The sequence below is a fragment of the Streptomyces venezuelae genome (assembly GCF_008642375.1).
Classification (GTDB): Bacteria; Actinomycetota; Actinomycetes; order Streptomycetales; family Streptomycetaceae; genus Streptomyces; species Streptomyces venezuelae_G.
Genome location: NZ_CP029194.1, coordinates 5612038 through 5630590, shown reverse-complemented (window position 1 = coordinate 5630590; position 18553 = coordinate 5612038). Strand labels below are relative to the sequence as shown.

14 protein-coding genes are annotated in these 18553 nt (G+C 71.7%); 7 read left to right on the top strand and 7 right to left on the bottom strand.

What is annotated here, in order from left to right:
* The first annotated feature begins 61 nt into the window (after positions 1-61).
* A complete protein-coding gene (locus DEJ46_RS25890; protein ID WP_150270082.1) occupies positions 62-1255 on the top strand; it encodes a S8 family peptidase in 1194 nt (397 codons plus the stop codon).
* A 79-nt stretch (positions 1256-1334) separates the two neighbouring features.
* Here the strand turns inward: DEJ46_RS25890 and mmsA are convergent, their stop codons facing one another.
* From mmsA to iolC, 4 genes are read right to left on the bottom strand one after another with little or no spacing between them, the layout of a single operon-like run.
* Entirely contained in the window at positions 1335-2846 is a 1512-nt protein-coding gene (mmsA, locus tag DEJ46_RS25885) for a CoA-acylating methylmalonate-semialdehyde dehydrogenase (protein WP_150270080.1), read from the bottom strand.
* Between the two features lie 14 nt (positions 2847-2860).
* The gene (gene iolD, locus DEJ46_RS25880) at positions 2861-4732 is read right to left on the bottom strand and encodes a 3D-(3,5/4)-trihydroxycyclohexane-1,2-dione acylhydrolase (decyclizing) (RefSeq protein ID WP_150270078.1); all 1872 of its coding nucleotides are present in this window, start codon (positions 4730-4732) and stop codon (positions 2861-2863) included.
* Positions 4729-5559 carry a 5-deoxy-glucuronate isomerase gene (iolB, locus tag DEJ46_RS25875; protein WP_150270076.1) on the bottom strand — a complete coding sequence of 277 codons (831 nt, stop codon included), beginning with the start codon at positions 5557-5559 and terminating at the stop codon, positions 4729-4731. The genes iolD and iolB overlap by 4 nt, the downstream gene beginning before the upstream one ends.
* 10 nt (positions 5560-5569) lie before the next feature.
* On the bottom strand, positions 5570-6622 hold the full coding sequence (gene iolC, locus DEJ46_RS25870) for a 5-dehydro-2-deoxygluconokinase (RefSeq protein WP_150270074.1): 1053 nt from the start codon (positions 6620-6622) through the stop codon (positions 5570-5572).
* Positions 6623-6713: 91 nt separating this feature from the next.
* Between iolC and DEJ46_RS25865 the strand changes: the two genes are divergently transcribed.
* A complete protein-coding gene (locus DEJ46_RS25865; protein ID WP_150270072.1) occupies positions 6714-7649 on the top strand; it encodes a sugar phosphate isomerase/epimerase family protein in 936 nt (311 codons plus the stop codon).
* A gap of 263 nt (positions 7650-7912) precedes the next feature.
* Complete coding sequence (locus tag DEJ46_RS25860; protein ID WP_150270070.1) at positions 7913-8110, top strand: helix-turn-helix transcriptional regulator; 198 nt, start codon at positions 7913-7915, stop codon at positions 8108-8110.
* A gap of 100 nt (positions 8111-8210) precedes the next feature.
* On the opposite strand, the gene DEJ46_RS25855 is transcribed toward DEJ46_RS25860, so the two are convergent.
* Positions 8211-10517: an MMPL family transporter gene (locus tag DEJ46_RS25855; RefSeq protein ID WP_223835088.1), complete on the bottom strand. Its 2307-nt coding sequence runs from the start codon at positions 10515-10517 to the stop codon at positions 8211-8213.
* Positions 10518-10682: 165 nt separating this feature from the next.
* On the opposite strand from DEJ46_RS25855, the gene DEJ46_RS25850 reads away from it, so the two are divergent.
* On the top strand, positions 10683-11396 hold the full coding sequence (locus tag DEJ46_RS25850; protein WP_150270068.1) for a TetR/AcrR family transcriptional regulator: 714 nt from the start codon (positions 10683-10685) through the stop codon (positions 11394-11396).
* Here the strand turns inward: DEJ46_RS25850 and DEJ46_RS25845 are convergent.
* Complete coding sequence (locus DEJ46_RS25845; protein ID WP_150270067.1) at positions 11374-12588, bottom strand: cation:proton antiporter; 1215 nt, start codon at positions 12586-12588, stop codon at positions 11374-11376. The genes DEJ46_RS25850 and DEJ46_RS25845 overlap by 23 nt on opposite strands.
* Before the next feature lie 210 nt (positions 12589-12798).
* Here DEJ46_RS25845 and DEJ46_RS25840 point away from each other — a divergent pair, with 210 nt between their 5' ends.
* Both DEJ46_RS25840 and DEJ46_RS25835 read left to right on the top strand, forming a co-directional pair.
* The gene (locus DEJ46_RS25840; RefSeq protein WP_150270065.1) at positions 12799-13023 is read left to right on the top strand and encodes a heavy-metal-associated domain-containing protein; all 225 of its coding nucleotides are present in this window, start codon (positions 12799-12801) and stop codon (positions 13021-13023) included.
* A 92-nt stretch (positions 13024-13115) separates the two neighbouring features.
* On the top strand, positions 13116-15332 hold the full coding sequence (locus DEJ46_RS25835; protein WP_150270063.1) for a heavy metal translocating P-type ATPase: 2217 nt from the start codon (positions 13116-13118) through the stop codon (positions 15330-15332).
* A gap of 448 nt (positions 15333-15780) precedes the next feature.
* On the opposite strand, the gene DEJ46_RS25830 is transcribed toward DEJ46_RS25835, so the two are convergent.
* Entirely contained in the window at positions 15781-17070 is a 1290-nt protein-coding gene (locus DEJ46_RS25830; RefSeq protein ID WP_055643377.1) for a citrate synthase, read from the bottom strand.
* A 272-nt stretch (positions 17071-17342) separates the two neighbouring features.
* On the opposite strand from DEJ46_RS25830, the gene DEJ46_RS25825 reads away from it, so the two are divergent.
* Positions 17343-18515: an RNA-guided endonuclease InsQ/TnpB family protein gene (locus DEJ46_RS25825; protein WP_150274773.1), complete on the top strand. Its 1173-nt coding sequence runs from the start codon at positions 17343-17345 to the stop codon at positions 18513-18515.
* The last annotated feature ends 38 nt before the right edge of the window (positions 18516-18553 follow it).

Here is an 18553-nt window from a genome sequence, read left to right as displayed (position 1 = left end):
CCACGCACGTACCCGTACTTGCCCGTGATCCGGACAACGAAAGGTCCAGGTGCCCCACCACATGAATCGGACCGCCCGCCGCCTCGGCGCCCTCGTCCCCGTCCTCGCGCTCGCCGCCGGACTCCAGTTCGCCGCCTCCCCCACCGCGCAGAGCGCCTCCCCCACGGTCGCGCCCACCGGTGACCTGCGGCTCGCCCCGGCGTCCACCGCCGTCGAGAACAGCTGGATCGTCGTCCTGAAGGACGGCTCCACCCGCGCCGCCGACCTCGGCGCCACCCCGAAGCACGTCTACCGCTCGGCCCTCAAGGGCTTCTCCACCACGATGTCGCAGGCCCGCGCCGCACGGCTGGCCGCCGACCCCCGGGTCGCGTACGTCGAGCAGAACGCGACCGTCCGGGTCGCCGACACCCAGACCGGTGCGACCTGGGGCCTGGACCGCGTCGACCAGCGCGACCTGCCGCTGTCGACGACGTACACCTACGACACGACCGCGTCGAACGTCACCGCGTACATCATCGACACCGGGATCCGGACCTCGCACGGCGAGTTCGGCGGCCGGGCCACGGTCGGCACCGACACCGTCGGCGGCGGGCAGAACGGCCAGGACTGCCAGGGCCACGGCACCCATGTCGCCGGCACCGTCGGCGGGGCGAAGTACGGCGTCGCCAAGGGCGTGAAGCTGGTCGCGGTCCGCGTCCTCGACTGCAACGGCTCCGGCACCACCGCCGGCGTCATCGCGGGCGTCGACTGGGTCACGGCCAACGCGGTCAAGCCCGCCGTCGCCAACATGAGCCTGGGCGGCGGCGCCAACGCCTCCCTCGACGACGCCGTCAGGCGCTCGATCGCCTCGGGCGTCACCTACGCGGTCGCCGCCGGCAACGGCAACTTCCTCGGCCTCCCCGCGAGGGCCTGCAGCTACTCCCCCGCCCGCGTCGCCGAGGCGATCACGGTCGGCGCGACGGACTCGGCCGACAAGCGGGCCTCGTTCTCGAACTACGGCACCTGCGTCGACCTCTTCGCCCCGGGCGTCTCCGTCACCTCGGCGTGGAAGGACGACGACACGGCGACGAACACCATCTCCGGCACCTCGATGGCCGCCCCGCACACCGCGGGCGTCGCCGCGCTCTACCTGGCGGCCAACCCCGCCGCCACCCCGGCGCAGGTCGGCACCGCGCTGGTGAACAACGCGACCTCCGGCAAGGTCCAGGACCCGAAGTCGGGCTCCCCGAACAAGCTGCTGCACTCGCGCTGGTAGCGCCCATGGGCGCATGACGACGGCCCCCGGGGTGCGGCGGTACGCACCCCGGGGGCCGTTCGGGTCCTACGCGTCGGGCTCAGTGGTTGCGGGGGAAGCCCAGGTCCACGCCCGCCGGGGCGTCGGACGGGTCCGGCCAGCGGGTGGTGACGACCTTGCCGCGCGTGTAGAAGTGCACGCCGTCGTTGCCGTAGATGTGGTGGTCGCCGAAGAGCGAGTCCTTCCAGCCACCGAAGGAGTGGTAGCCCACCGGCACCGGGATCGGCACGTTGACGCCGACCATGCCGGCCTCGACCTCCATCTGGAAGCGGCGGGCCGCGCCGCCGTCACGGGTGAAGATCGCGGTGCCGTTGCCGAAGCGCGAGCCGTTGATGAGGGCGAGGCCCTCCTCGTACGTCTCGGCGCGCAGCACGCAGAGCACCGGGCCGAAGATCTCGTCCTGGTACGCCTTGGCCGTCGTCGGCACGTGGTCCAGGAGGGACAGGCCGATCCAGTGGCCGTTCTCGTGGCCCTCGACCGTGTAACCGGTGCCGTCGAGGACGACCTCGCAGCCCTCGGCCGCCGCGCCGGTGACGTAGGAGGCCACCTTGTCGCGGTGGACGGCCGTGATGAGCGGGCCCATCTCCGAGGTCGGGTCGGTGCCGGGGCCGATCTTGATCTTCTCGGCGCGCTCGCGGATCTTGTCGACGAGCTGGTCCCCGATGGAGCCGACGGCCACGACCGCCGAGATCGCCATGCAGCGCTCGCCGGCGGAGCCGTACGCCGCCGAGACGGCCGCGTCCGCCGCCGCGTCGAGGTCGGCGTCGGGGAGGACCAGCATGTGGTTCTTCGCGCCGCCGAGCGCCTGGACGCGCTTGCCGTTGGCGGAGGCGGTGGTGTGGATGTGGCGGGCGATCGGGGTCGAGCCCACGAAGGAGATCGCGGAGACGTCCGGGTGCTCCAGGAGGCGGTCCACGGAGACCTTGTCGCCGTTCAGGACGTTGAAGACGCCGTCCGGGAGGCCCGCCTCGGCGAGCAGCTCGGCGATCTTCAGGGCCGGCGACGGGTCCTTCTCGCTCGGCTTGAGGATGAAGGTGTTGCCGGTCGCGATGGCGATCGGGAACATCCACATCGGGACCATGGCCGGGAAGTTGAAGGGCGTGATGCCCGCGACGACGCCCACCGGCTGGCGGATCGAGGCCACGTCCACGCGGTTCGACACCTGGGTGGAGAGCTCGCCCTTGAGCTGGACGGTGATGCCGCAGGCCAGGTCGACGATCTCCAGGCCGCGGGCGACCTCGCCGAGCGCGTCCGAGTGGACCTTGCCGTGCTCGGCGACGATCAGCTCGGCGATCGCGTCGCGGTTGGCGTCGAGCAGCGCGCGGAACGTGAAGAGGATCGTGGTGCGCTGCGCGAGGGACGAGGTGCCCCAGGTGGCGAAGGCGTCCTTGGCGGCGGCGACGGCGGCGTCCACCTCCTCGACGGAGGCGAGCGCGACACGGGTGGTCACGGCGCCGGTGGCCGGGTCGGTGACCGGGCCCCAGTTGCCCGACGTGCCCTCGACGGCCTTGCCACCGATCCAGTGGTTGACAGTCTTGACGGTGTTCGTCATGACGAGATGCTCCTTCAGAGATGGCGGCGTCGGGCGGTGACGTGCCGGTCGTACTCCTCGCGGGCCTTGACCGCCGACGGGCGGGTCGACGTCTCGGCCACGGGCACATCCCACCATGCCTGGGCCGGGGGCGGGCCCGACACTGTGTCTGCCGTTTCGGTCTCGACGTAGACACATGTGGGAACCGTCGCCGCCCGCGCGTCCGCAAGGGCTTCCCGCAGGTCACGCACGGTGCGGGGGCGCAGCACGCGCATGCCGAGGGAGGCGGCGTTGGCCCCGAGGTCGACGGGGAGCGGCGCGCCGGTGAAGGCGCCCTCCACGTCCCGGTGGCGGTAGTCGGTGCCGTACCGCTCGGCGCCGACCGCCTCCGAGAGGCCGCCGATGGAGGCGTACCCGTGGTTCTGCAGGATGACCAGCCGCAGGGGCAGCCGCTCCTGCACGGCGGTGACGATCTCGGTGGGATTCATCAGATACGTACCGTCGCCGACGAGGGCCCAGACGGGCCGGCCGGGCGCGGCGAGCAGGACTCCGAGGGCTGCCGGGATCTCGTAGCCCATGCAGGAGTACCCGTACTCGACGTGGTACTGGTCCGTGGAGCGGGTCCGCCAGAGCTTGTGGAGGTCACCGGGGAGGGAGCCGGCGGCGTTGATCAGGATGTCGCTGCCGTCGACCAGAGTGTCGAGTACACCGAGGACCTGGGCCTGGGTGGGCCGGGTGTCCTCGTCGGGGACGGCGTAGGCGGTGTCGACCCGGGTCCGCCAGCGGAGCTTCTCCTCGGCGTACTCGTGGACGTAGTGCCGGGTGACGTGATGGGGCTCCAGGAGCGTGTGGAGCTGCTCCAGGCCCTCGCGGGCGTCCGCCACGAGCGGGAGCGCGGCCAGCTTGTGGGAGTCGAAGGCGGCGATGTTGAGGTTGACGAACCGGACGTCGGGGTGGCCGAAGAGGGTGCCGGAGGCGGTGGTGAAGTCGGTCCAGCGGGTGCCGACGCCGATGACCACATCGGCGGTGCGGGCCAGGTGGTCGGCGACGGCGGTGCCGGTGTGGCCGATGCCTCCGACGTCCTGGGGGTGGTCGTGCGGCAGCGAACCCTTGCCGGCCTGGGTGGAGGCGACCGGGATGCCGGTCAGCGCGGCGAAGTCGTGGAGCGCCTCCTCGGCCCCGCTGTACCGGACGCCGCCGCCGGCGACGATCAGCGGACGGGTGGCCCGGCCGATCGCCGCGACCGCCGCGTCCAGTTCGTCCTCGTCCGGGGAGGGGCGGCGGACCCGCCAGACCCGCTCGGCGAAGAACTCGTCCGGCCAGTCGTACGCCTCCGCCTGGACGTCCTGGGGCAGTGCGAGGGTCACCGCGCCGGTCTCCACGGGGTCGGTGAGGACCCGCATGGCGGCGAGCGCGGCCGGGACGAGGGCCTCGGGCCGACCGACGCGGTCGAAGTAGCGGGAGACGGGCCGCAGGCAGTCGTTGACCGACACGTCGCCGGCGTAGGGGAGTTGGAGCTGCTGGAGCACGGGGTCGGCGGGGCGGGTCGCGAAGGTGTCGCCGGGGAGGAGCAGGACCGGCAGGTGGTTGATCGTGGCGAGGGCGGCGCCGGTGACGAGGTTGGTGGCGCCGGGGCCGATGGACGTGGTGACGGCGTGCGCGGAGAGCCGGTTCGACTGGCGGGCGTAGCCGACGGCCGCGTGGACCATGGCCTGTTCGTTGCGGCCCTGGTGGAAGGGCATGAGCTCGGCGTCCTCGACGAGGGCCTGGCCGATCCCGGCGACGTTCCCGTGGCCGAAGATGCCCCAGGTGGCGGAGATCAGCCGCTGCCGGACCCCGTCGCGCTCCGTGTACTGGGCGGCGAGGAAGCGGACGAGGGCCTGGGCGACGGTCAGCCGGACGGTCATACGTACCCCTCCTCGTGGTCCGGGTGGAAGGAGATCTTCCACTCCCGCTCGGCTCCGGGGCCCGCCATGACGTTGAGGTAGTAGAGGTCGTGGCCCGGCTGGGCGATCGAGGGCCCGTGCCAGCCGTCCGGTACGAGGACGGCGTCGCCGTCCCCGACCTCGGCGAGGAGCTCGGCCCCGCCCGGCCGGGAGGGCGAGATCCGCTGGTAGGCGAGGCCGTGCGGGCCGGCGATCTCGTAGTAGTAGATCTCCTCCAGGACGGACTCGGCGCCCGGGCGGTGCTCGTCGTGCTTGTGCGGCGGGTAGGAGGACCAGTTGCCGCCGGGGGTGACGACCTCGACGGCGATCAGCCGGTCACAGGCGAAGGCGCCCGCGGCGGCGAAGTTCCGCACCTGGCGGGCGCGGTTGCCGCTGCCCCGGGTCTCGACGGGAACCTCCGGCGCGGGGCCGTAGCGGGCGGGGAGTCGTCGCTCGCACTTCGCTCCTGCCAAAGCGAAGCGGCCCCCCGCGCCGGAGGCGATCTGGGCGTGGGCGTCGCGCGGTACGTAGGCGAAGTCGGTCACGGCCGTGAACACGCTGTCGCGGCCGAGGAGTTCGAGGACTTCGCCGTCGACGCGCACGCTACAGGCACCGGCGAGGGGAAGCACGACCCATTCGGAATCCCCGCTCTCGAAGGAGTGGGTCTCTCCCGGCCCGAGGGTGAGGACCCGCAGGGCGGAGTGCTCCCAGCCGGCCTGCTCGGGGTCGACGCGGAGCGCGTACGGCCCGTGGGCGGCGGAGCCGGCGGGCAGATGGAGACGCGCGGGGCGGGTGGGGCCGGAGTTCATGACGGGATCCCTACCCCCTTTCCGGGATCGTTCCCGTGCCCGCGGCGAGCGCCTCGGCGATCTCCTCCGCGTACGGCATGGCGGACGAGCAGGCGAGGCGGCCCGCGACGATCGCGCCGGCGGCGTTGGCGTGGCGCAGGATCCGTTCGAGGTCCCAGCCGGCGAGGAGGCCGTGGACGAGCGCCCCGCCGAAGGCGTCGCCCGCGCCGAGCCCGTTGACGACCTCCACCGGCAGCGGCGGCACCTCGGCGGACGTCCCGTCGGCGGCGAGCGCGAGGACGCCCTCGGGCCCCTGCTTCACGACGGCGAGCCGGACCGCGCCGGTGGCGAGCAGCGCGCGGGCGGCGGCGTGCGGTTCGCGCTCCCCGGTGGCGACCTCGCACTCGTCGAGGTTGCCGACGGCGACGGTCGCGTGGCGCAGCGCCTCGGCGTAGTACGGGCGGGCCTCGGCCGGGTCCGTCCAGAACACGGGCCGCCAGTCCAGGTCGAGGACCGTCACCTCCCGGCCGGCCCGGGCGCGCAGCGCCTCCAGGGTCGCGGTGCGGCTCGGTTCGGCGCAGAGGCCGGTGCCGGTCGCCCAGAAGACCCGGGCGGCGCGGATCGCTCCGAGGTCGAGCTCGTGCGGGTGGATCTCCAGGTCGGGCGCCTTGGGCCGGCGGTAGAAGTGGAGCGGGAAGTCGTCGGGCGGGAAGAGCTCGCAGAAGGTGACGGGGGTGGGGTAGGCGGCGACCTCGGTCACCCAGTGGTCGTCCACGCCGAAGCGCTTGAGGTCGTGGTGGAGGGCGGTGCCGAAGGGGTCGGCGCCGGTGCGGGAGACGAGGGCGGTGCGGCGGCCGAGCCGGGCGGCGGCGACGGCCACGTTGGCCGGGGAGCCGCCGAGGAACCTGCCGAAGGTTTCGACGCGGTCGAGCCCGACGCCGCTCTGCAGCGGGTACAGGTCCACGCCGAGGCGTCCCATGGTGATCAGCTCGTACGGCTCCGTCTCCACGCGCCACCTTTCGCTTCGCGCCCCCCTCAGGTCTAGTCGGCCGTCCGGAGGCGTGTCAACGACATGTCCGGACATTCGGACGCGGGTCGGATGCCCTGCCCCGGCCGCGCCGCCCCGGCGTCCGCCCGCTTGACGCTGCTCTCGCGCCCCGGTCAAGGTGGCAGGCATGACGAAGCCGCCGAAGCCGTCGTTGCCCCCGTCGCCGTCGAGTCCGTCCCGTATCCGTATCGGCTCCGCCCCGGACTCCTGGGGGGTGTGGTTCCCCGACGATCCCCGGCAGGTGCCGTGGCAGCGCTTCCTCGACGAGGTCTCCGGCGCGGGGTACGAGTGGATCGAGCTGGGTCCGTACGGCTATCTGCCCACCGATCCGGCCGTCCTCGCGGAGGAGACGGCACGGCGCGGGCTGCGGGTCTCGGCGGGGACGGTCTTCACCGGGCTGCACCACGGCCCGGGTGTCTGGGACCGCACCTGGGCACACGTCGCCGAGAACGCCGCGCTCGCCCAGGCCGTGGGCGCCGGCCATCTCGTCGTCATCCCGTCGTTCTGGCGGGACGACCGGACGGGCGAGGTCCTGGAGGAGCGCACGCTCTCCGCGGAGCAGTGGCGGGATCTGACCCGTCTGACGGAACGTCTGGGGCGGGAAGTGCGGGAGAGATACGGGCTTCGGCTCGTCGTCCATCCGCACGCCGACACCCATCTCGACGGAGAGGAGAGCGTGACGCGCTTCCTCGACGCCACCGACCCGGAGGCCGTCGCGCTCTGTCTGGACACCGGGCACTACGCCTATGCCGGCGGGGACAGCGTCAAGCTGATCGAGAGCTACGGGGAGCGGATCGGCTACCTCCACCTCAAGCAGGTCGATCCGGAGATCCTGGCCCGGGTGGTGGCCGAGGAGGTGCCGTTCGGCCCGGCGGTCGCGCGGGGCGTGATGTGCGAACCGCCGTCCGGGGTGCCCGCCCTGGAGCCGGTGCTCGCGGCCGCGCGGGCGCTGGACGTGGACCTCTTCGCGATCGTCGAGCAGGACATGTACCCGTGCGAGCCGGACGCTCCGTACCCGATCGCGCTGCGCACCCGGCGCTTCCTGCGCTCCTGCGGCGTGTGACCGGCGCATACCTGTCCGACCGGGGGTGACGCACGCGGACACACCGCCGTCCGCGTGCATCACTTCCGTCACACAGGTCGCTTCCCCGTCACGCGTGTCTCCGTTACGCGGGTCTTCCGTCACAGGCGCTCGACAGCCGCTCTCCTCCTGTCGGCAGCGGCCGTTCACCCGGGCACAGGCTCAGTGATCACCAACGCCCGCCCGCAGCGCCCCCGAACGGCACCCCCTGCCGCCGCTGCGCGGCGCGCAGGGAGGTACCAGGCATGACGGACAGAAGTCTCTGGTCGTACAAGGACATCGCCGCACACATCCGCGTCCAGCCGGACACGGTCCGGTCCTACCGGAAGCACGGCCTCCTGCCTGCGCCCGACCAGGTCGAGTCGGGCAAGCCCTACTGGTACGCGGACACGATCCGCGCCTGGGTCGCCAGCCGCCCCGGCAACCGGGCCCGCCGCGACTAGCGCCTGTCCGACGGAAAGGACGCCGGGCCCCGGGGTGTCGCTCCGGGGCCCGGCGTCCTGTCGTGCCGGGTCGTGCCGTACCGGGTCGTGCCGTACCGGGTCAGAGAGCGGGGCTGTACTCCTTGCGGCCGGCGTCGGAGTCGGTGTCGGTGCCGGTGCCGGTGCCGGTGCCGGTGTCCTTCGGGGCGGCGGGGGCCGGGGCGTCCGACTCGCTGACGCCGAAGCGGTCGTGGAAGCGGCGCAGGGGTCCCGGGGCCCACCAGGTGAGGCGGCCGGTCAGCTTCATCACGGACGGGACGAGGAGGCTGCGGACCACCATCGCGTCCATGAGGACCGCGAGGGCGACGCCGAGGCCGAGCATCTTGGTGTTGGTGACCCGTGAGGTGCCGATCGCGACCATGACGACGGCGAGGATCACGGCGGCCGCGGTGATCAGACCGCCGGTGCGGCGGAGGCCGAAGCGGACGGAGTGCTCGTGGTCGCCGGTGGCGTCGTACTCCTCCTTGATGCGGGAGAGCAGGAAGACGCCGTAGTCCATGGAGAGCCCGAAGGCCACGCAGAACATGAGCACGGGCAGGGTGGTCTCGATGTCACCGGTGGAGGTGAAGCCGAGGAGTCCGGCGAGGTGGCCCTCCTGGAAGACCCAGACGACCGCGCCGAACATCGCCGTGAGGCTGAGGGCGTTGAGGACGACCGCCTGGACGGGCACGATCACGCTGCCGGTGAGCAGGAAGACGAGGAGCAGGGTGGCGAGGACGACGATCGCCGCCGCCCAGGGCAGCCGCTCGGCGAGCGCGTCCTTGGAGTCGACGAGGACGGCGGCCTGGCCGGTGACGGAGGTCTCGAAGGGCGCGGGCGTGGCCCGGAGTTCGCTCACGACCTGCTGGGCCCCGGAGCCGACGGTCTCGCCCTCGGGCACGACGGTGAAGTAGGCCTGGCCGGCGCCGCCTCCGGTGACGGGGCCGTCGGCGCGGCCGACGCCCTCGATGGTGGAGATCCGCTCGCGGAAGGCCTCGTACTGGGCCGGGGTGGCCTCGCCCTCGGCGAGGACGGTGAGCCCGCCGCCGGGGTTGCCGGGGAAGCCGTCGCGGAGCTCGTCCTGGACGACCCGGGAGGCGGCGGTGACGGGGAGCTGGCGGTCGTCGGCGGTGCCGAACTTCACGCCGAGGAAGGGCAGTCCGAGGAGGACGAGTCCGGCGGCGGTGGCGACGGCGAAGACGGGCGCGCGGCGCATCACGAGGTCGGCGGTCCGGGCCCAGCCTGACCCGTCGGTGTCCTCGCGGGGCGGGCGGCCGCGCCGGAGGAGGCGGCGCAGGTCCAGGGCGTTGACCCGGTCGCCGAGCAGCACGAGGGCCGCCGGGAGCAGGGTGAGCGCGGCGGTCGCGGCGAGGACGACGACGGCTATCCCGGCGTAGGCGAAGGAGCGCAGGAAGTACTGCGGGAAGACGAGCATCGCGGAGAGCGAGACGGCGACGGTCAGGGCGGAGAACAGCACGGTCCGTCCCGCCGTGCGCAGGGTGGTGCGGACCGCGGTGTACGTGTCGGCCCCGGTGGCGAGCTCCTCGCGGTAACGGCGGACGACGAACAGGGCGTAGTCGATGGCGAGTCCGAGCCCGAGGGCGGTCGTCAGGTTCTGCGCGAACACGGAGACGTCGGTGAACTCGGTGATGCCGCGCAGGACGGCGTTGGTGCCGAGGATGGCGACGATGCCGACGCCGAGCGGCAGCAGGGCGGCGACGGCGCTGCCGAAGACCATGACGAGGAGGACGAGGGTGAGGGGCAGGGCGATGAGCTCGGCCCGGAGCAGGTCCTCCTGGATGACGGTCTGCATCTCGTGGCGGACGGCCAGGCCGCCGCCGAGGGAGACCTCGACGGGGCCGTGGGTGCCCCGGTACTGGGGGGCGATCCGGTCGAGTACGGCGGCGGCGTCCTTCTCCTCGCCGGCGATCCGGGCGGCGATGACCGCCTGGCGGCCGTCCACGGAGCGGAGGGCGGGCGAGCCGGTGGACCAGTACGAGCCGACGCCGTCGACGCCCGGCTCGGCGTCGAGCCGCTCGGCGAGCTTCCGCGCCTCGGCGACGACGGCGGGGTCGTCGACCGCGGCGGTCTTCGTGGCGCCCCCGGCCTTCCCGGTGTCTCCGGACTCTCCGATGTCGACGAGGAGCAGCAGGTTGGGCTGAGAGCCGGGGAACTCCCGGGCCAGTGCCTCCGTCGCGTACGTGGACTCGGCGGCCGGGTCCTCCCAGCCCCCGCTGCCCATCCGGTCCGCGACGCCGCCGCCCGCCAGGACGGCGAGGGCGGTGAGTACGAGCGCCACGAGGAGCGTGAGGCGCGGCCGGGCGGTGACGAACCGCGTCCACCCGCCGCCCGTGCCCCCGCCGGGTGCTGATTTCTTGACTTCGGCCATGCCGCGGTGTCCCCTTCACCTGACCCATGTGCGCGCTTCCCGGCAGGTCACATGGGTCGCCCATTGCCATAGAATGACAAACACGAGTGATCGCTCGCGTTTCCTTAGAATGCGAGCGACCTCTCGCATTTGTCAATCGCACCACGAGGAGAGCTGGGGACGGCCATGTCCGAGAAGCCCGAGATGTCCGAGGACCAGAAGCCGCGCCGCCGTCAGGCGCGCGGTGAGCGCCGCATCACGCAGCTGCTCCAGGCCGCCGCGAACGTCTTCTGCGCGAACGGATACACGGCCGCCAGCACCAACGCGATCGCCCGCGAGGCACACGTCTCGCCCGGCACGCTCTACCAGTACTTCCCGAACAAGGAGGCCATCGCCGTCGAGCTCGGCGGGCGCCTCATGCACGAGATGCGCGAGGCCCACGGCCAGGCCTTCACGCCGGAGAACCTGGCGCTGCCATTGCCGGAACTGCTCGACGCGGTCGTCGACCCGCTGATCGCCTTCAACTGCGCCAACCCGGTCTTCCTCGCCCTGATGCACGGCTCCGAGATCCCCGGCCGGATCGCCGAGGAGCACGACGCCCTGCACGCCTCGCTGATCGAGCGGGTCCGGCTGCTGATCGCCCACTACCTCCCGGACAGCCCGCCGGCGGACTGCGTCCGGGTCGCGGACATGGCCTTCGCGGTCTTCAAGGGCGGCCTCCACCTGGTCCTTGCCGCCCCCGAAGGCCCCGAGCGGGACGCCACGATCGCCGAGCTGAAGCAGGTCCTCCTGCGCTACCTCGACCCGGTCATCGGCGAGGGCGCCCTCGCCGCCGGCGCCGTCGCGCCCGCGGCCCTCGCACCCGCCGGTGACGGACTCACCACGTCTCGGAACCCCTGACCGCCTCGGAGGGCAGGGCCTGCTTCCCCGCCCGCGCCCGCAGCTTCAGCGCGAGCAGCGGGAAGACGAGGACGGAGACCATGCCGGCCCCGACGAGCGCCGCCGCGTCACCCGGCGACAGCTCGTGGCCCTCCACGCCGATGGCCGTGATCGCGACGACGAGCGGCAGCGCGGTGGAGCCGTAGAGGACGAGCCCGCCCCGGTCCCTGCGGTCGAGGTCGCGCGGGGCGAGGAACCAGATCGGCCCGCCGCGCACGAGCAGGAAGAGGAGCAGGAAGACCGGCAGCAGGAGCAGGGTCCGGCCGCCGGAGAGGAGCGAGTCCAGGTCGAACTCGATCCCGGTGACGACGAAGAAGACCGGGACGAGGAAGCCGAAGCCGACGCCCTCGACCTTCTCCAGGATCTCCGGGCCGCTCTCGGGCGCGGCTCCGGTCAGCACGAGCCGGGTGATGAGACCGGCCGCGAAGGCACCGAGCAGCACGTCGAGCCCGAGCGCCGTCGAGGCCCCCAACATCAGGGCGAGCACCAGGAAGACGAACCGGACGGCGAACTGGCCGCTGCTGTGCAGGGTCTTGGCGATGATCCGGGAGAACCACGGCGGACGCGGCCGCAGCGCCCAGAGGACCGCCGCCGCCGTGAGCGCGGCGAAGGCACCGAGCAGCACCGCCGACTCGGCCGCGGCGCGCCCACTGAGCAGCAGCGCCATCGCGATGATCGGCCCGAACTCGCCCACCGCGCCGAAGGCCATGACGACCGAGCCGAACCGGCCGTGGAGCGCGCCCGCGTCCCGCAGCACGGGCAGGACGGTGCCGAGCGCGGTGCTGGTCAGCGCCACCCCGATGAAGACGCCCTTGGCGTAGCCGCCGCCCAGCAGGATCCCGGTGCCGAGCCCGAGGGCGAGGGCGGCGACCCAGGACCAGACCGCGCGCCGGAGGGTGTCGCCGCGGACCTTGCCGAACTCGATCTCGTACCCCGCGAGGAAGATCAGCATGGTGAGACCGAGCTGCGAGAGGCCGTCGATCAGCGCGTCGGTGCGGGCCCAGCCCAGGACGTCGGGGCCGATGAGGATGCCGAGGAGGATCTCGAAGATGACGAGGGGTACGGGCAGCTTGCGCCCGACCCCGTAGGCGAGCAGCGGCGCCAGGACGGCGATCGCCATGATCAGGATCAGCGTGGTCCCCGAATGCGACATAACGGGTATTTACCATAGGCTCCGACCGGACCACCTGTCGGCGGAGGGGCCTTGGGGACCTTCCCGGTGCACGAGTGCCCGCCCACCGCGCCGACGCGGCTCGGGTGGCCGAGATCACTCGCACGACGCGGGCCGGACACGCATCCAATCGATACCCCCTAGGGGTATAATCGGTCTCCGCAAGGACCCGCACCCAGTATGGAGAGCGCCATGACCGCAGAGACGAAGACCGAACTCACCACCGTCTACCAGGTCAAGGGCATGACCTGCGGCCACTGCGAGGGCGCGGTCTCGAGCGAGATCTCCGAGATCCCCGGCGTCTCCTCGGTCACCGCCGTCGCCAAGACCGGCGAGGTCACCGTCGTCTCCGATGCCGCTCTCGACCGCGAGGCCGTGGCCGCCGCCGTGGACGAGGCCGGCTACGAGCTGGTCTGACCCGCACCGGACCGGTCTGACCCGCGCCGGAACAGACATCGCAGGGCCGTACCGTTGTCCCGTACGGCCCTGCTCCCGTTTGGAACCGCATCATGACCGGCACCACCGTCACCGAGCTGACGATCGGCGGGATGACCTGCGCCTCCTGCGCGGCCCGCGTCGAGAAGAAGCTCAACCGGATGGACGGCGTCACCGCCACCGTCAACTACGCCACGGAGAAGGCGCACGTCGAACACGCGCCGCACGTCGGCGTCGACGAGCTGATCGCCACCGTCGTGAAGACCGGCTACACCGCCGAGGAACCCCTCCCGCCGGAGCCCGGCCCCGACGAGCAGGCGGCGGAGCAGGAGGACCCCGAGCTCGCCGGCCTCCGGCAGCGGCTCACCGTCTCGGCGCTCCTCGCCGCCCCCGTGGTCCTGCTCGCCATGGTCCCCTCGCTCCAGTTCGACAACTGGCAGTGGCTCTCCCTCACCCTCGCCTCCCCCGTCGTCGTCTGGGGCGGGCTCCCCTTCCACCGGGCCGCCTGGACCAACGCCCGGCACGGCGCCGCCACCATGGACACCCTCGTCTCGGTCGGCACCCTCGCCGCCTACGGCTGGTCGCTCTGGGCCCTCTTCCTCGGCGACGCCGGCATGCCCGGCATGCGCCACGGCTTCGACCTCACCGCCGACCGCTCCCACGCCTCCTCCGCGATCTACCTGGAGGTCGCCGCCGGGGTCGTCACCTTCATCCTGCTCGGCCGCTACCTGGAGGCCCGCGCCAAGCGGAAGGCGGGCGCCGCCCTGCGGGCCCTCATGGAGCTCGGCGCCAAGGACGTGGCCGTCCTGCGCGGGACCACGGAGGTACGGATCCCGGTCGCGGAGCTGCGGGCCGGCGACCTCTTCGTCGTACGCCCCGGGGAGAAGATCGCCACCGACGGCACCGTCACCGCGGGCGCCTCCGCCGTCGACGCGTCCCTGCTCACCGGCGAGTCGATGCCGCTGGACGTCACCGAGGGCTCCGAGGTGACCGGCGGCTGCGTCAGCGTCTCGGGCAGGCTCGTCGTCCGCGCCGCCGCCGTCGGCGCCGACACCCGGCTCGCCCGCATGGCGAAGCTCGTCGAGGACGCGCAGAACGGCAAGGCCGAGGTCCAGCGGCTCGCCGACCGGATCTCCGCCGTCTTCGTCCCGGCGGTGCTGCTCCTCGCGCTCGGAACCCTCATCACCTGGCTCCTGATCACGGACGACCCGACCGCCGCCTTCACCGCCGCCGTCGCCGTCCTGATCATCGCCTGCCCCTGCGCCCTGGGCCTCGCGACCCCGACCGCCCTCATGGTCGGCACCGGCCGCGGCGCCCAGCTCGGCATCCTCATCAAGGGCCCGGAGGTCCTGGAGTCCACCCGCCGCGTCGACACCGTCGTCCTCGACAAGACGGGCACGGTCACCACGGGCCGCATGTCCCTGCGGAAGGTGTACGTGTACGGCGGGCGCTACGGCACCGACTCCACCGACGAGACCGAGCTGCTGCGGCTCGCGGGCGCCCTGGAGCACTCCTCCGAGCACCCGGTCGCCCGCGCGGTCGCGGCCGCCGCCGCCGAGCGGTGCGGCGAGCTCCCCGTACCGAAGACCTTCGAGAACGTCCCCGGGCTCGGCGTGCGCGGCTCGGTCGACGGCCGGCTGGTCCTCGTCGGCCGCGCCGCCCTCCTCACGGCCGAGGGCGTCGAGGTGCCCGGGGCCCCGGAGCCCGGCGCCGTCCACGTCGCCTGGGACGGCGTCGCCCGCGGCGCCCTGACCGTCGCCGACACCGTCAAGGACACCAGCGCCGAGGCCGTCGCCCGGCTGCGCGGCCTGGGGCTCCGCCCGGTCCTGCTCACCGGCGACCACCGGGCGGTCGCGGAGGCCGTCGCGGCGGAGGTCGGCATCGACGAGGTGATCGCCGGGGTGCTGCCCGAGGAGAAGGCCGGGGTGATCCGGCGGCTCCAGGACGAGGGCGGGACGGTCGCGATGGTCGGCGACGGGGTCAACGACGCCGCCGCCCTCGCCACCGCGGACCTCGGTCTCGCGATGGGCACGGGCACGGACGCGGCCATCGAGGCGAGTGACCTGACCCTGGTCCGCGGCGACCTCCGCGTCGCGGCGGACGCCATCCGCCTCTCCCGCCGCACCCTGGCGACGATCAAGGGCAACCTCGCCTGGGCCTTCGGCTACAACGTGGCCGCCCTGCCCCTGGCGGCGGCCGGACTCCTCAACCCGATGATCGCGGGCCTCGCGATGGCCTTTTCGTCCGTGTTCGTCGTATCCAACAGCCTGCGGCTGCGGCGCTTCACGTGAATTGACCTACACGTGACTCACAGGACCTTCACAAAGAGATCTAGATCACAGATATTGGGGGGTAACCATCTGGGCTGTTCGCGAGTCTAAGTGGGCGATGCCGAGAACGTCTTGGGGGACGTTCATGGGATGTCTTGGGGGACGTCCCTAGGCAAGCGTTGGCCGGGGCACGTGCACCGGGGAGCTTTGAGCGGCCCTCCCGTACGTACCCCGGCAGACCGCGTCGCGCCCGACCCGCGCAGCTGCTGCTGACGCCGGCAGACGCCCGGCCCGGATCCCGTGGGGGGAATCCGCACCGGGGGATATGGGAAGCGCCCCGTCCGTCGACCCGTGGGGGGATCGGCGGCGGGGCGCTTCTCGCTTTCCTTCGAGGCTCGGTTCGCCTCCGGGGCGCTTCAGTCGGCGTCCCTTCGGCTCACTCGCCGGGCGCAACCGGGCCCCTGAGGTCCTAGCGGGCCTCGACCGGGACGAAGTCGCGCAGGACCTCGCCCGTGTAGATCTGGCGCGGACGGCCGATGCGGGAGCCGGGCTCCTTGATCATCTCGTGCCACTGAGCGATCCAGCCGGGCAGGCGGCCGAGCGCGAAGAGCACGGTGAACATCTCGGTCGGGAAGCCCATGGCGCGGTAGATCAGGCCCGTGTAGAAGTCCACGTTCGGGTAGAGGTTGCGCGAGACGAAGTACTCGTCGGAGAGCGCGTGCTCCTCCAGCTTGAGCGCGATGTCGAGCAGCGCGTCGTCCTTGCCGAGCGCCGAGAGGACATCGTGCGCCGCGGCCTTGATGATCTTGGCGCGCGGGTCGAAGGACTTGTACACCCGGTGGCCGAAGCCCATCAGGCGGACGCCGTCCTCCTTGTTCTTCACCTTGCGGATGAAGGAGTCGACATCGCCGCCGTTGGCCTGGATGCCTTCCAGCATCTCCAGGACCGACTGGTTGGCGCCACCGTGCAGCGGGCCCCACAGGGCCGAGATGCCGGCGGAGATCGAGGCGAACATGTTCGCCTGCGAGGAGCCGACCAGACGCACGGTGGAGGTCGAGCAGTTCTGCTCGTGGTCCGCGTGCAGGATCAGCAGCTTGTCGAGCGCGGAGACGACGACCGGGTCGAGCTCGTACTCCTGCGCCGGCACCGAGAAGGTCATGCGCAGGAAGTTCTCGACGTAGCCGAGGTCGTTCCGCGGGTAGACGAACGGGTGACCGATCGACTTCTTGTACGCGTACGCCGCGATCGTCGGAAGCTTGGCGAGCAGCCGGATCGTCGAGAGGTGGCGCTGCTTCTCGTCGAACGGGTTGTGGCTGTCCTGGTAGAAGGTGGACAGCGCGGAGACCACCGACGACAGCATCGCCATCGGGTGGGCGTCCCGCGGGAAGCCACGGAAGAAGTTCTTGACGTCCTCGTGGACCAGCGTGTGCTGCGTGATCTCGTTCTTGAAGGTCGACAGCTCGTCGACCTTGGGAAGCTCACCGTTGATCAGCAGGTACGCCACCTCAAGGAAGGTGGAGCGCTCGGCAAGCTGCTCGATGGGGTAGCCGCGGTACCGCAGAATCCCCTGCTCACCATCGAGGTAGGTGATCGCGGATTTGTAGGCGGCGGTGTTGCCGTATCCGCTGTCCAGGGTGACCAGACCGGTCTGGGCTCGGAGTTTTCCGATGTCGAAGCCCTTGTCGCCGACGGTGCTCTCGACCACCGGGTAGGTGTATTCACCGTCCGCGTACCGCAGTACTACAGAGTTGTCGCTCACGTCATCCCTCACCGACGTAGTGCCTCTTCTTCGAGGTGCCCTGACTGTCTCTACCATCCCCCATTTGGCTCAGGAGAGTGCACTCGGGGTCGACCATTGGGCCAATCGGCGGCACTCAGTGCCGCCAACCTTCATATCCTGCCCCCTTCGCCCCGGTTCCGGAAGTCCTGCGTGATCTTTCACCCATCTTCTGCCGGAGGCGGCTACGCGTCAGTGGGGCCCGCTTCGGTGGAGCAAGGACGAGTTGCTCTCCGATGACCGATCTCACTAGCATGTTTTGCGTGAAGATTGTCGCGCAGGTGAAGTTGTTGCCTGCGTCCGCTCATGACGCGGACACGCTGGCGGCGACCCTGCGGGCCTGCAACCGTGCCGCGAACCATGCTTCCGAGGTGGCGTTCGCCAAGGACCTCAAGCGGCGGAACGTGTTGCAGCAGGAGGTGTACTTCGCCCTCAAAGCGGACTACGACCTCGGGGCCCAGCCCGCTGTGCGGGTCGTGAAGAAGGTCTGCGACGCCTACGCCACGCTGAAGGCGAACATCAAGGCCGGAAACCTCGGCCGGGAGGACTCGAAGCGCCGCCTTCGGGCGGAGTCGAAGCCGATCCGGTTCCGTGAGGACGCGGCCCAGCCGTTCGACGACCGCATCCTGACCTGGAGCCTCGACGCCCGCACGGTATCGATCTGGACCGTGGCCGGACGCATCAAGCACATCCCGTTCGTCTGCTCCGAGCAGGCCATGGAACTCCTCGCCTCCCGCAAGGGCGAGTCCGACCTGGTGATGCGGGACGGCGTTTTCTTCCTGATCGCCACCGTCGACGTGCCCGAGCCCGAGGTTTTCGAGCCGGACGGTTTCCTCGGCGTGGATCTGGGCATCGTGAACATCGCCACCACCTCGGACGGCGAGATCATGGCCGGGCACGGGCTCAACCGCTACCGGCGGCGGCACCGTGACCTGCGGCAGAAGTTGCAGAAGAAGCGCACCAAGAGCGCGAAGCGCGTCCTCAAGCGCGTCCGGCGCCGGGAAGCCCGGCACGTCGCGAACACCAACCACATCATCGCCAAGCAGCTCGTCGCCACCGCTGAACGCACCTCGCGCGGGATCGCCCTGGAAGACCTCTCGGGCATCCGGCAGAGGGTTACGGCCAAGAAGGACCAGCGGACACGACTGCACTCCTGGGCGTTCGCCCAGCTCGGCACCTTCGTCGAGTACAAGGCACGCAGGGTGGGGGTGCCCGTGGTCTTCGTGGACCCGCGCAACACCTCCCGCCAGTGCTCGGAGTGCTGGCACACCCACCGCACGAACAGGGTGACTCAAGCACGGTTCGTCTGCCGGTCCTGCGGGACCGTCATGCACGCGGACCACAACGGCTCCCGCAACATCGCCCACCGGGGCGAAGCCGCGTGGAAGCGGGGCGCGGTCAACCGCCCCAGAACCAGCACACGCTGATTCCGGACGCAGGGGAACCACGCGACAGCCAGCCGCGC